Source organism: Streptomyces sp. CA-146814 (assembly GCF_050942385.1).
In the GTDB taxonomy this organism is placed as follows: domain Bacteria; phylum Actinomycetota; class Actinomycetes; order Streptomycetales; family Streptomycetaceae; genus Streptomyces.
Genome location: NZ_CP192068.1, coordinates 6,755,940 through 6,768,597, shown reverse-complemented (window position 1 = coordinate 6,768,597; position 12,658 = coordinate 6,755,940). Strand labels below are relative to the sequence as shown.

Here is a 12,658-nt window from a genome sequence, read left to right as displayed (position 1 = left end):
CACCCATGCCCAGAAGTCCCGTCGCGGCCCGCACCCGGGCGCGCGCGTCCGTCCTCGCGGCCCTCACCGTCACGGCCCTGGTCGCCACCGGCCAGCCCGCGACCGCCGCCCCCGCACCGGCCGCCGCCGACCCGCTGAACCGCGCCTTCGACCGGGCGGCGCAGGAGTACGGCGTACCGCGCGATCTGCTGGCCGCCGTCGGTTACGGCGAGAGCCGGCTCGACGGCCACGCGGGACAGCCGAGCCAGGCGAACGGCTACGGCGTGATGCACCTGGCCAGCAACCCCGGGAACCGGTCCCTGGAGAAGGCCGCCGCGCTCACCGGCGAACCGGCCGACCGGCTGCGCCGGGACACCGCGGCCAACATCCTCGGCGGCGCGGCCGTCCTGCGCGACCACGCCGACCGCCTCGGCCTGGACCGCGCGGAGCGGCGCGACGTGAACGCCTGGTACCCGGCGGTCGCCCGGTACAGCGAGGCGGAGGGCCCGGCCGCGGCGCTCTACGCGGACACCGTCTTCACCTTCCTCGCCCAGGGCCTGACCGCGACGGCGCCCGGCGGCGAGAAGGTCCGGGTCCCCTCCCGCCCGGTCGCCCCGGACAAGGACGAAGTCGCCGCCGCCGGGGTCTACGCGCAGAGCCCCGACTACCCGTCGGCGCTCTGGGTCCCCGCCTCCTCGCAGAACTACGCCACCGGCCGGACCGCGGCCGTCAGCAAGGTGGTCGTCCATGTCACGCAGGGCTCGTACGCCGGTTCCATCAGCTGGTTCCAGAACCCGGCGTCCCAGGTCAGCGCCCACTACGTGATCCGCTCCTCGGACGGCGAGATCACCCAGACGGTCCGCGACGCCAACACCGCCTGGCACGCCCGCAGCGCCAACGCCTCCTCCATCGGCCTGGAGCACGAGGGGTGGGTCGACAACCCGGCCTGGTTCACCGACGCGATGTACCGCTCCTCCGCCGCGCTGACCTCCCACCTCGCCGCGCGCTACAGCATCCCGAAGAACCGGACGCACATCGTCGGCCACAGCGAGGTGCCCGGCAACGACCACACCGACCCCGGGAAGCACTGGGACTGGAACTACTACATGCAGCTGGTCGGCGGCAGCCCCGGCACCCCCGGCGACAGCCTGACCTTCCCCTCGTACGCGGTCCAGCAGTCGGGCTCCTCCGGCCCGCAGGTGAAGGCGGTCCAGCAGCTGCTCAACGCCCAGGGGTACGCGGCGGGCTCGGCGGACGGCCTGTTCGGCCCGGCCACCAAGAGCGCCACCCAGGCCTTCCAGCGCGCCCGCTCCCTCACCGCCGACGGCGCGGTGGGCCCGAAGACCTGGACGGCGCTGCTCTCCGCGGGCACCACCCCCGCCCTGGCCCGGGGCGGCTCCGGCGACGCGGTGAAGCGCCTCCAGCGCTCGCTGACGGCGGCGCTCGGCACCACGGTGGGCGTCGACGGGAGCTTCGGCCCGACGACGGAGAGCGCGGTCCGCACGTACCAGTCCAGCCGCGGCCTGAGCGTCGACGGCAAGGTCGGCCCGGCGACGTGGGGGGCACTGCAGGCGGGTCGCTGAGCCGCATCGCGCACCGCATCTACGCGCGTGGTCCCGCACCTCCGGAGGTGCGGGACCACGTCTCAGCCGGTCAGGTCACGTCAGCGCTTCAGACCGAACGCCCTGATGATCTCCTGGTCCACGACGAGCCCTCCCGGTCCCTCCGCATGAGCCTTGAGCGAGACCGAGGTCGCGCCCCTGGCGGGGGTGCGGAACACGGCGGTCCACCGGCCCGACGCCTCTCTGCGCAGGTCGGCCTTGGTCCAGTGCTTGCCGTCGTCGTAACTGACCGAAAGCGACGCCTTGTTCGCCTTCACCGAACCCGGCAGCCACTCCTGGGTGCCGGCGGAGAGGCCGATCTCCGTCCGGCGGCCGGATCGGATGTCACCGGCCAGGTCGGTGGCGATGTCGTAGTCCAGCTGGAGCAGCGGAATGTCCGCCTGGGACGGGCCGTCCGGGTCGAGCGCGCCCGAGACGAAGCCCCACTCGGTGCGCGTACGGGTGGAGGTCTTCCAGGTCTCCGCGTCGCGGGAAGAGTCGATGACCAGGCGGTACGGGAGCTTCCGCGGCGACAGGTCCCAGGCGTGACCCGCCCGGCCCGCACCCTGCTTGATCAACGTGTCGCCCTGGTGGAAGGCGTACGACGTGGTGTCGTACTCGTCCTCGGGCATCGAGCCGGAGTGGCCCGCGCCCGCGTCCGTCCACGGGGTGATGTTGAACTGCACGTCGTTCGTGGCCGTGCGGAACGGGCCCCAGTAGCCGGTGCCCAGGCGCGGGCGGGTGACCGGGGCGAACCACTCGGCCCGGTAGTCCCTGCCCGGCCGGTAGTCCAGCTCGGCGCTGCGCATCTCGTGGGCCCGGTCGGACTGTTCGGCGTTGAGCACCGAGTGGTTCTCGTACCAGAAGGAGTCACCGGGCAGCGGGTTGACCCACTCGGTGCGGGTGCCGGGGAACTTCTCGTACTCCTCGAAGCCGAGGCCGGGGCCGTAGTCCGGGATGTCGTAGCGGTAGCCCGCGCCGAGCGTGGCCCGGTGGCCGTAGAAGGTGTTGGTCACCTTCGCCAGGTCGCGGGTGGACGGGGTGAAGGCGAGGGAGCGGTCCGGGATGGTGCCGTGGTGGCGGTCGACCAGGTCGTAGACGTAGGACGCGTACTTCTTCTGGTCGACGGTCACCTTCCTGCCGCGCTGAGCCGCTCGGATCAGCGTGTCGCCGGCGAGCCGTTGCACCGAGGCGACCGGGATCGTGGACTCCTCGCCCCACGGCACGTAGGACTCCATCGCCCGGCCCCGGCCGTCGTGGACGACGAACAGCGCCTCGGCTCCGGCGGCCACGGCGGCGGCCAGCCGATCGGCGGGGGCGACCGCGTCGCTTCGGGTGATGACCACGGCCTTGCCGCGCGCGTTGAGGCCCCGGTAGTCGGTGGCCGCGCCCCGGCCCGCGTACACCGCCGTCAGCCTCTGCTCGCTGTCCTCGGCGACGACGGAGCCGTTCTGGACGGTGACCGGGACGTCGTGGCCGTCGGCGGTGACGTCGATCAGCTCCTCGCCCTGGCGCCAGCGGGTCAGGAAGCTGAAGTCGCCCTCCTTGACCTTCTTGGTGGGGCTGGCCCACAACTGGTCGTACGTCAGCGGGATCTGGTACGCGTCACGCTGAACCGTGCCGTCCGGAGCCGTGCGCGCCATGTCGTAGCGGAGCTGGCGGGTCTCGGTCTCCTTCGGCGTGCGCACGCTCACCTTGCGGGCCTTGGAGGCGTCGAGGGTGACGGTGGCGGACTTGGTGAGGATCGTTTCCGGAGCCGCGAGGAAGGCGACGGCCTGGGAGTCCGGACGGTCGCCGTCGATGTCGACCGAGGTCCAGGCCGTGTAGTTGCCGGGCGGCAGGCGCAGCGTGGTCTCGCCGCCGCTGACCTGGACGAGGCCCAGCTGCGGGTCACCGAGTTCGGCGAGGACGACCACGCCGTCCATCGGCTTGCCCGCGCGGTCGCGGAGCTTGAGCGTCAGGTCGTGCAGCTCCTTCTCCTTGGTGAGCGCGAAGCCGGTGTGCGCGACGGTGGTGCCCGAGGCGTCGGTGGCGGTCACCTGGCCGGAGAAGGTGGTGTCGTTCGCGATCTTCGACGGGTCGAGCGAGAGGACCGCTTCGGCCGTGGAGCCCGCCGGGACCGTCAGGGTGGAGGTCGAGAGGGTGTAGGCCGCCCCGTCGGTGTCCGTCGCCAGGTCGAGGGTGATGTCCTGGTCACCCGTGTTGCGGTAGGTGATGGTGCGTTCGGCGACCGGGTCGGACGGGCTGTGCGGCCAGTCGTACGAGGCGACTCGGACCGAGCCCGTGGCCTCGACCGTCGTGTCGATCGCCGCCTTCACATCGAGTCGGCCGGTCCCTTGCTCGTACGGGGTGTACGCGTCGAGCTTCTTGGAGGAGGCCATCAGCGCGTCCTTGATGCGCTGACCGGTCCAGTCCGGGTGACGCTGCTTCAGAATGGCTGCCGCGCCCGCGACATGGGGCGTCGCCATCGACGTACCGGACATCGAGCGGTACGGGGCTTCGGCGCCCGGAACGGACTGCGAGGCGGCCGCGCTGATGTCGACGCCGGGGGCCGAGAGGTCCGGCTTCAGGCCGTGCGAGCGGACCAGCGGGCCCATGGAGGAGAAGTCGGCGCGGGCGTCCTGTTTGTCGACGGCGGCGATGGTGAGCGCCTTCTCCGCCGATCCGGGCGAGCCGATGGTGCCCGCTCCGTACGCGTTGCCGGCGGCGATCACGAAGAGCGGACCGCCGTCCGCCGAGAGGGAGTCGACCGCCTGGGACATCGGGTCGCCGCCGTCGTCCGGCACCGGCGACCCGAGGCTCATGGAGACGACGTCGGCGCCTTCGGCCTTCGCCCACTCCATGGCCGCGATGATCCCGGAGTCCGCGCCGGACCCCTCGTCGCTGAGCACCTTGCCGACGAGCAGGTCCGCCGCCGGAGCGACGCCCTTGTTCGCACCGTCCGACGCGGCGCCCGAACCGGCAATGGTGGAGGCCACATGCGTACCGTGGCCGTTCCGGTCCTCCACCTCCTCGCCCGGGATGAAGCTGCGGGAGGCGACGACGCGGTCCTTGACGTCCGGGTGGCCGGCGTCGATGCCGGTGTCCAGGACGGCGACCTTGGTGCCCTTCCCGTCGAACCCGGCGGCCCACGCCTGCGGCGCGTTCACCTGCGGCACGGAGTCGGCCAGCAGAGCCTCGGAACGGCCGTCCAGCCAGAGTTTCGCGATCCCGCGGTCGAGTGAACGGGCCCCGGGCGTACGGGTGATGGCGTCCCAGAACGTCCGCGCGCCGACCTTGTCCGCCTGGAGCGCGGCTCCCTGGATGGAGGCGAGCGTCCGGGTCTTCTTCGCGCCGCGCGGAACGGCGGGCAGCGCCCTCCCCTTCGCCGCCGGATAGGTCGCGATCAGCGGGACGGAACCGGTGCCTTCGTCGTCGTACCCCATCCTCACCAGGGCCGACACGTTGAAGAGCCGCCGGTCCAGGGTGCCCGCCGCGAGCAGCGTGGTGGCCTCGTCGGGCAGGACGTGGAGGTCGCCGCCCGCCTGCTGGACGCGGACCCCGCCGCTCGCGCCGTCGGGACGGTCCACGGTGACGGTGTCCTGGCCGCCGGGCCCGTCCACGTACCGGACGACGTCCCCGGTGATGAGGGTGACCGTACGTATCCCGGAGCGCGGGGCCTCGGCGCCGGGCGCGACGGGAGCGGGAGCGGCGGCGGCCGGGCCCGCGAAGGGGACCAGCAGGCCGCCCATGAGCGCCGCCGAGGTGGCCAGGAGGAGGGCCCGGCGTCCCGGGCGCGCGGTTCTCGCCCGGCCGGGAGCGGAGGAGGGGGAAGAAGTCATGCAGCTGATCTACCGGTTGATCCGGGGTGTCCGCTGCGTTCGGCGTGGGCGGGAAACCGCCGTGGCGGCTAACCGCCCCGCGCGGACCAGGTGTTTCAGGCCACCGACGCCAGCGGTTGTCCGCTGCTGTCGTGGTGGATGGGGGTATGGGCACCGGTGAGCGGTACGCCGCTGCCGCCGCGCCGGACCGCGACGATCTCGGCGGCGATGGAGAGGGCCGTCTCCTCCGGCGTGCGGGCTCCGAGGTCGAGGCCGATCGGCGAGTGGAGGCGGGCCAGTTCGCGGTCGGTGAGGCCGACCTCGCGCAGCCGGTCGTTGCGCTCCAGGTGGGTGCGGCGCGAGCCCATCGCGCCGACGTAGGCGACCGGGAGGCGCAGGGCGGCCTCCAGCAGCGGAATGTCGAACTTGGCGTCGTGGGTGAGGACGCAGAGCACCGTACGGGCGTCGGTGTCCGTCTCCGCGAGGTAGCGGTGGGGCCAGTCGACGACGACCTCGTCGGCCTCGGGGAAGCGGGCGGCGGTGGCGAAGACCGGGCGGGCGTCGCAGACGGTGACCCGGTAGCCGAGGAACTTCCCGGCGCGCACGAGGGCGGCCGCGAAGTCGATCGCGCCGAAGACGATCATGCGGGGCGGCGGGACACTGGACTCGACGAGGAGCTGGATCGGCCGGCCGCAGCGGGAGCCCTCCGCGCCGATGGCGAGCGGCCCGGTGCGGCCCGCGTCCAGCAGGGCGCGGGTCTCGGCCGCGGCGGTCCGGTCGAGCGCCGGGTGGCCGCCGAGCCCGCCCTCGTAACTCCCGTCGGACCGGACCAGGAGCGGGAGGCCGAGCAACTCCTCGGGGCCCTCCGTGACGCGGGCCAGCGCCGCCGCCGTCCCTTCGGCGGCGGCCGCGAGCGCCGCGGCGAACACCGGGCGGGCGGGGTCGTCCGCCCGTACCGGTGTGACCAGGATGTCGATGACGCCGCCGCAGGTCAGGCCGACCGCGAAGGCGTCCTCGTCGCTGTAGCCGAAGCGCTCGCGGACGGACTTCCCGTCCTCCAGGGCCTGTTGGCACAGCTCGTACACCGCCCCCTCCACACAGCCGCCGGAGACCGAGCCGATCGCCGTGCCGTCGCGGTCGACGGCGAGGGCGGCACCGGGCTGCCGGGGCGCGCTGCCGCCGACCGCCACCACGGTGGCGACGGCGAACTCGCGTCCCTGCGAGACCCACCGGTGAAGCTCTTCGGCGATGTCCAGCATGGCGTCTCTCCTTAGGTGAGGGAGGGGATGGTCGGCCGGCTTCAGTGGACGCCGAGCCAGCTCTCGATCGGGTTGAGGGCGAAGAAGACGATGAAGATCACCGTCAGCCCCCACATGAAGGCCCCGACCTCGCGGGCCCGGCCCTGGGCGAGCTTGATGGCGGAGTACGCGATGACACCCGCGGCGACACCGGTGGTGATGGTGTACGTGAAGGGCATCAGGACCACGGTCAGGAAGACCGGGATGGCGACGGAACGGTCGCTCCAGTCCACGTGCCGGGCGTTCTGCATCATCATCGCGCCGATGACGACGAGGGCGGCGGAGGCCACCTCGGTCGGCACGATCGCGGTGAGCGGGGTGAAGAAGAGGCAGGCGGCGAAGAAGAGGCCGGTGACGGCGGAGGCGAGCCCGGTCCGGGCCCCTTCACCGACGCCGGTGGCCGATTCGACGAAGACCGTCTGGCCGGAGCCCGAGGCGACACCGCCGATGACACCGCCGGCGCCGTCGACGAAGAGCGCCTTGGACAGGCCCGGCATGCGGCCCTTGTCGTCGGCGAGCTTGGCCTCGGTGCCGACGCCGATGATGGTGGCCATCGCGTCGAAGAAGCCGGCCAGCACCAGGGTGAAGACGATCATGCCGACGGTGATCACGCCGACGTCGCCCCAGCCGCCGAACTCGACGTTGCCGAAGAGCGAGAAGTCGGGTGCCGAGACCGCGCTGCCTTCCAGGGCCGGCGGGCCGCTGCTCCAGGACTTCGCGGGGATGTCGGCGATCGCGTTGATGACGATGGCGACCAGCGTGCCGACGATGATGCCGATCAGGATCGCGCCGGGGATGTTGCGCGCCTGGAGCATGAAGATCAGGAGCAGGGTCACGCAGAAGATCAGGACGGGCCAGCCGGCGAGTTCACCGGCCGGGCCGAGGGAGACGGGGGTCGCCGCACCCTGGTGGACGAAGCCGGCCTTGTAGAGGCCGATGAGGGCGATGAAGAGGCCGATGCCCATGGTGATGCCGTGCTTGAGCGCGAGCGGGATCGCGTTCATGATCATCTCGCGGAGGCCGGTGACCACCAGGAGGCAGATCACCACACCGTAGATCACGCACATGCCCATGGCCTGCGGCCAGGTCATGTTGGGCGCGACCTGCGAGGCGAGCACACCGGAGACGCTGAGCCCGGCGGCGAGCGCCAGGGGCACCTTGCCGACGAAGCCCATGAGCAGGGTCGTCGCCGCCGCCGCGAAGGCGGTCGCGGTGATCAGGCCGCTCTGGCCGAGGAGGTTCCCGTTGACGTCCTCCCCGCCGAGGATCAGCGGGTTGAGCAGGAGGATGTACGCCATGGCCATGAAGGTCGTGACGCCGCCGCGCACCTCGCGCGCGACTGTGGAGCCTCGTTCGGATATGTGGAAGTACCGGTCGAGCCATGATCTTCCGGCGGGGACGCGCGAGCCGGGGCCCGCGGCCTCCGGACTGGTCTTCGGTTCCACTGACTGCTGGGTCATGATGCCTGACTCCCAAGGTTCACAGGGGCACCCGCTTGGAGATTCCTGAATGCGGGATTTGGGATGACTGCGTCGGCTGCACGACCCGGGGACGGCCGGGACGAACTGTTGAAGCAGATACGGATGTGCCGGCGGCACGGATGATCCGTGAGGCGCTGCCGTGCTGGTCGTGCACGGAGAAGAACCGCGAGCGGTGCGGTACTTGATGTCTCCGGGCGGTGCGGGATGCGGAAAAGTGTGACGTTCTCGGCTCAGCACACCGCCCGGAGAGTTGGGGGGGCCGCTCGGAGGCGGCGGGGCCGGGGGTCACCCGGCCCCGGTCTCTCAGGTGCCGGTGAGGTGCTCGGGGCGTACCGGGGTCCTGTCGAGCTCCAGGCCCGTCGCGTTCCGGATCGCCGCGAGGACGGCCGGGGTGGACGACAGGGTGGGGGCCTCGCCGATGCCGCGCAGCCCGTACGGGGCGTGCTCGTCGGCGAGTTCGAGCACGTCGACGGGGATGGTCGGCGTGTCGAGGATGGTGGGGAGGAGGTAGTCCGTGAAGGAGGGGTTGCGCACCTTCGCGGTCTTCGGGTCGACGATGATCTCCTCCATCACCGCGACGCCCATGCCCTGGAGCGTGCCGCCCTGGATCTGGCCGAGCACGGAGAGCGGGTTGAGCGCCTTGCCGACGTCCTGGGCGCAGGCCAGTTCGATGACCTTGACCAGGCCGAGCTCGGTGTCGACCTCGACGACCGCGCGGTGCGCGGCGAAGGAGTACTGGACGTGGCCGTTGCCCTGTCCGGTGCGGAGGTCGAACGCCTCGGTGGGCCGGTGGCGCCACTCCAGCTCGATGTCGATCGCCTCGTCCTCCAGGACGTCGGCCACGTCCGCGAGGACCTCGCCGCCGTCGGTGACGACCTTGCCGCCCTCCAGGAGGAGTTCGGCGGTGGCCCAGGCCGGGTGGTAGGTGCCGAACTTGGTGCGGCCGAGCTCCAGGACCTTCTCCCGTACGGCTTCGCAGGAGTTCTTGACCGCGCCGCCGGTGACGTACGTCTGGCGGGAGGCGGAGGTGGATCCGGCGGAGCCGACGCGGGTGTCGGCGGGGTGGATGGTGACCTGGTTGACGCCGAGTTCGGTACGGGCGATCTGGGCGTGGACCGTGACGCCGCCCTGGCCGACCTCGGCCATCGCGGTGTGGACGGTGGCGACCGCCTCCCCGTTGATGACCTCCATCCGCACGCGGGCGGTGGAGTAGTCGTCGAAGCCCTCGGAGAAGCCGACGTTCTTCAGGCCGACCGCGTAGCCGACGCCGCGCACGACACCTTCGCCGTGCGTGGTGTTGGAGAGGCCGCCGGGCAGCGCCCGGACGTCGATGGAGGCGCCTTCGCTGCCGGCCGCCAGCCACTGCTGCTCGGGCGGCAGCGGCCGGGACTTGACCCGGCGCAGCAGCTCGGCGACCGGGGCCGGCGAGTCGCAGGGCTGTCCGGTGGGCAGCAGGGTGCCCTGTTCCATGGCGTTGAGCTGCCGGAACTCCACCGGGTCCATGTCCAGCTTCGCGGCGAGCTTGTCCATCTGCGCCTCGTAGGCGAAGCACGCCTGGACCGCGCCGAAGCCGCGCATCGCGCCGCAGGGCGGGTTGTTGGTGTAGAGCGCGACCGCCTCGATGTCGACGTCCTCGATGACGTACGGGCCGACCGAGAGCGAGGAGGCGTTGCCGACGACGGCCGGGGAGGCGGAGGCGTAGGCGCCGCCGTCCAGGACGATCCGGCACTTCATGTGCGTGAGCTTGCCGTCCTTGGTGGCGCCGTGCTCGTAGTGGAGCTTGGCCGGGTGCCGGTGGACGTGGCCGAAGAAGGACTCGAACCGGTTGTAGACGATCTTGACCGGCTTGCCGGTGCGGAGCGCCAGCAGACAGGCGTGGATCTGCATCGAGATGTCCTCGCGGCCGCCGAAGGCCCCGCCGACGCCGGAGAGCGTCATGCGGACCTTCTCCTCGGGCAGGCCGAGGACGGGGGCGATCTGGCCGAGGTCCGAGTGCAGCCACTGGGTGGCGACGTACAGCTCGACGCCGCCGTCCTCGGAGGGCACGGCGAGACCGGACTCGGGGCCGAGGAAGGCCTGGTCCTGCATGCCGAAGGTGTACTCGCCGGTGACGATGACGTCGGCGCGCTTGGCGGCCTCGTCGGCGTCGCCGCGGATGATCGGCTGGCGGTGCACGATGTTGGGGTGCGGGACGTGGCCGATGTGGTGGTCGTCGCGGCCCTCGTGCACGAGCACGGCGTCCGGGGCGGTCGCCGAGGCCTCGTCGGTGATGAGCGGCAGCTCGCGGTACTCGATCTTGATCTTGGCGGCGGCGCGGCGCGCGGTCTCCGGGTGGTCGGCGGCCACGATGGCGACCGGCTCACCGTGGTGGCGGACCTTGCCGTGGGCGAGGACCGGGGTGTCCTGGATCTCCAGGCCGTAGTTCTTCATCTCGGCCGGGAGGTCGTCGTAGGTCAGCACCGCGTAGACGCCGGAGGTGGCCAGCGCCTCGGAGGTGTCGATGGAGACGATCTCCGCGTGGGCGACGGTGGAGCGCAGGGTCTGGCCCCACAGCATGTCCTCGTGCCACATGTCGGAGGAGTACGCGAACTCGCCGGTGACCTTGAGGGTGCCGTCGGGGCGGAGCGTGGACTCGCCGATGCCGCCCTTGGTGGGCGAACCCTGGGTGATCTTGGTGGGGGTTCCGGCCGGGACGCTCTGCGCCTTGGGCACCGTGGCCGTGGGGCGCGTCGTGGCTTCGGGGCTCGTCGTGGCCTCGGGGTGCGTCGTCATGACTGGACCGCCTCTTCCTGGCGGGCGGCCGCGAGGCGCACCGCGTCGAGGATCTTCTCGTAACCCGTGCAGCGGCACAGGTTGCCGGAGAGCGCCTCGCGGATGTCCTGGTCGGACGGCGAGGGCGTGTTCTCCAGCAGTTCGTCGGCGGCGACCAGCAGGCCGGGGGTGCAGAAGCCGCACTGGACGGCTCCGGCGTCGATGAACGCCTGCTGGATCGGGGACAGCTCGGCCGCCTCGCCGGCCTGGCCGTCGGTGGGCTTGGACTGCCAGCGCTTGGCGGCGTCCAGGGTGGTGCCGCAGGCGCCGGAGGCGCAGCCGCCGCCGGGGTGGGCGTCCTCGCGGTGCCTGGCGTAGTCGGCCAGGCCCTCGACGGTGACGACCTCGCGGCCCTCGACCTGGCCGGCGGCGACGAGGCAGGAACAGACCGGGACGCCGTCCAGGCGGACCGTGCAGGACCCGCACTCACCCTGCTCGCAGGCGTTCTTGGAGCCGGGCAGCCCCATACGCTCACGCAGCACGTAGAGAAGGGACTCGCCCTCCCACACGTCGTCGGCTTCCTGCGGACGGCCGTTGACCGTGAAATTGACTCGCATGGTTACGCAGCTCCTTCCAGCGTGCGGCCCGCGCCGCGGTACTGCTCCCAGGTCCAGCCGAGCGTGCGGCGGGCCATGATGCCGACCGCGTGCCTGCGGTACTTCGCCGTGCCCCGTACGTCGTCGATCGGGTTGCAGGCGCCCGAGGCGAGGGCGGCGAACTGCTTGGCGATGGCGGGCGTGATGATCTTGCCGCTCTCCCAGAACCCGCCCTCTTCGAGCGCCGCGTTCAGGAAGGCCTCGGCCTCCTTGGCCCGGACGGGCGTCGGGGCGGCGGAGCCGATGCCGGTGCGCACGGTGCGGGTCTCGGGGTGCAGGGCGAGGCCGAAGGCGCAGACGGCGATGACCATCGCGTTGCGGGTGCCGACCTTGGAGTACTGCTGGGGCCCGTCGGCCTTCTTGATGTGCACGGCGCGGATCAGCTCGTCCGGCGCGAGGGCGTTGCGCTTGACCCCTGTGTAGAAATCGTCGATAGGAATCAGCCGCGTTCCGCGTACGGATTCGGCCTCCACCTCGGCCCCGGCCGCGAGCAGCGCCGGGTGGGCGTCACCGGCGGGCGACGCGGTGCCCAGGTTGCCGCCGACACCGCCGCGGTTGCGGATCTGCGGCGAGGCGACGGTGTGCGAGGCGAGCGCCAGGCCCGGCAGCTCGGTGCGCAGGTGGTCCATGATGGCGCTGTACGGCACCGAGGCGCCGAGCCGTACGCTCTCCTGGCCCACCTCCCACTCGGTCAGCTCATCGACGCGGTTCAGGTCCAGGAGGTACTCGGGCCGCCGGTGGTCGAAGTTGATCTCGACCATCACATCCGTGCCGCCCGCGATGGGCACAGCCGTGGGGTGCTCGGCCTTGGCGGCGAGCGCCTCCTCCCAGCTGGCGGGGCGAAGGAAGTCCATGAGTGGCTCTCTTCTTCTCAATCGGGTCGTACACCGGGGCTGGGGACGGCCGGCCCTCGTCTGCCTCGTGTGGCTCGTTCATGTGGTGTTCATGTGGTGTGTGGCCCAGTACACAAGCCAGGACCCGGCGGGTGCAGTCACCGAAACACTGAAGGAGTTGGCTGGTCTCCGTCCTCGTCTTGTAGATTCGAACGAATGGCGGGGATCAGTAACCTCGCCGCAATTCACAGATACCCGT

7 protein-coding genes are annotated in these 12,658 nt (G+C 71.7%); 1 reads left to right on the top strand and 6 read right to left on the bottom strand.

Translation table 11 applies throughout. The annotated features are described in order from the left end of the window. Positions 1–5: 5 nt before the first annotated feature. A complete protein-coding gene (locus ACQP09_RS29915) occupies positions 6–1,562 on the top strand; it encodes a peptidoglycan-binding protein (protein ID WP_433405288.1) in 1,557 nt (518 codons plus the stop codon). 80 nt (positions 1,563–1,642) lie between these two features. Here ACQP09_RS29915 and ACQP09_RS29910 read toward each other — a convergent pair whose 3' ends face one another. The 6 genes from ACQP09_RS29910 to ACQP09_RS29885 form a co-directional block, all read right to left on the bottom strand. After that, a complete protein-coding gene (locus ACQP09_RS29910) occupies positions 1,643–5,401 on the bottom strand; it encodes a S8 family serine peptidase (protein WP_433405285.1) in 3,759 nt (1,252 codons plus the stop codon). A gap of 95 nt (positions 5,402–5,496) precedes the next feature. Continuing rightward, entirely contained in the window at positions 5,497–6,639 is a 1,143-nt protein-coding gene (locus ACQP09_RS29905) for an XdhC family protein (protein ID WP_433405283.1), read from the bottom strand. Positions 6,640–6,680: 41 nt separating this feature from the next. Continuing rightward, positions 6,681–8,138, bottom strand: a complete 1,458-nt coding sequence (locus ACQP09_RS29900; protein ID WP_433405280.1) for an NCS2 family permease — start codon at positions 8,136–8,138, stop codon at positions 6,681–6,683. A gap of 324 nt (positions 8,139–8,462) precedes the next feature. Then, positions 8,463–10,931: a xanthine dehydrogenase family protein molybdopterin-binding subunit gene (locus ACQP09_RS29895; RefSeq protein ID WP_433405278.1), complete on the bottom strand. Its 2,469-nt coding sequence runs from the start codon at positions 10,929–10,931 to the stop codon at positions 8,463–8,465. Next, positions 10,928–11,527, bottom strand: a complete 600-nt coding sequence (locus ACQP09_RS29890; protein WP_433405276.1) for a (2Fe-2S)-binding protein — start codon at positions 11,525–11,527, stop codon at positions 10,928–10,930. Before ACQP09_RS29890 ends, ACQP09_RS29895 begins: the two co-directional genes overlap by 4 nt. Before the next feature lie 2 nt (positions 11,528–11,529). Further along, the gene (locus ACQP09_RS29885; protein ID WP_404066910.1) at positions 11,530–12,420 is read right to left on the bottom strand and encodes an FAD binding domain-containing protein; all 891 of its coding nucleotides are present in this window, start codon (positions 12,418–12,420) and stop codon (positions 11,530–11,532) included. Positions 12,421–12,658 lie beyond the last annotated feature (238 nt).

Excerpts from the sequence above, each read along its gene's own strand:
- ACQP09_RS29885 (WP_404066910.1), bottom strand. The coding sequence starts at position 12,420 with ATGGACTTCCTTCGCCCCGCCAGCTGGGAGGAGGCGCTCGCCGCCAAG.
- ACQP09_RS29915 (WP_433405288.1), top strand. The coding sequence starts at position 6 with ATGCCCAGAAGTCCCGTCGCGGCCCGCACCCGGGCGCGCGCGTCCGTC.
- ACQP09_RS29900 (WP_433405280.1), bottom strand. The coding sequence starts at position 8,138 with ATGACCCAGCAGTCAGTGGAACCGAAGACCAGTCCGGAGGCCGCGGGC.
- ACQP09_RS29895 (WP_433405278.1), bottom strand. The coding sequence starts at position 10,931 with ATGACGACGCACCCCGAGGCCACGACGAGCCCCGAAGCCACGACGCGC.
- ACQP09_RS29890 (WP_433405276.1), bottom strand. The coding sequence starts at position 11,527 with ATGCGAGTCAATTTCACGGTCAACGGCCGTCCGCAGGAAGCCGACGAC.
- ACQP09_RS29905 (WP_433405283.1), bottom strand. The coding sequence starts at position 6,639 with ATGCTGGACATCGCCGAAGAGCTTCACCGGTGGGTCTCGCAGGGACGC.
- ACQP09_RS29910 (WP_433405285.1), bottom strand. The coding sequence starts at position 5,401 with ATGACTTCTTCCCCCTCCTCCGCTCCCGGCCGGGCGAGAACCGCGCGC.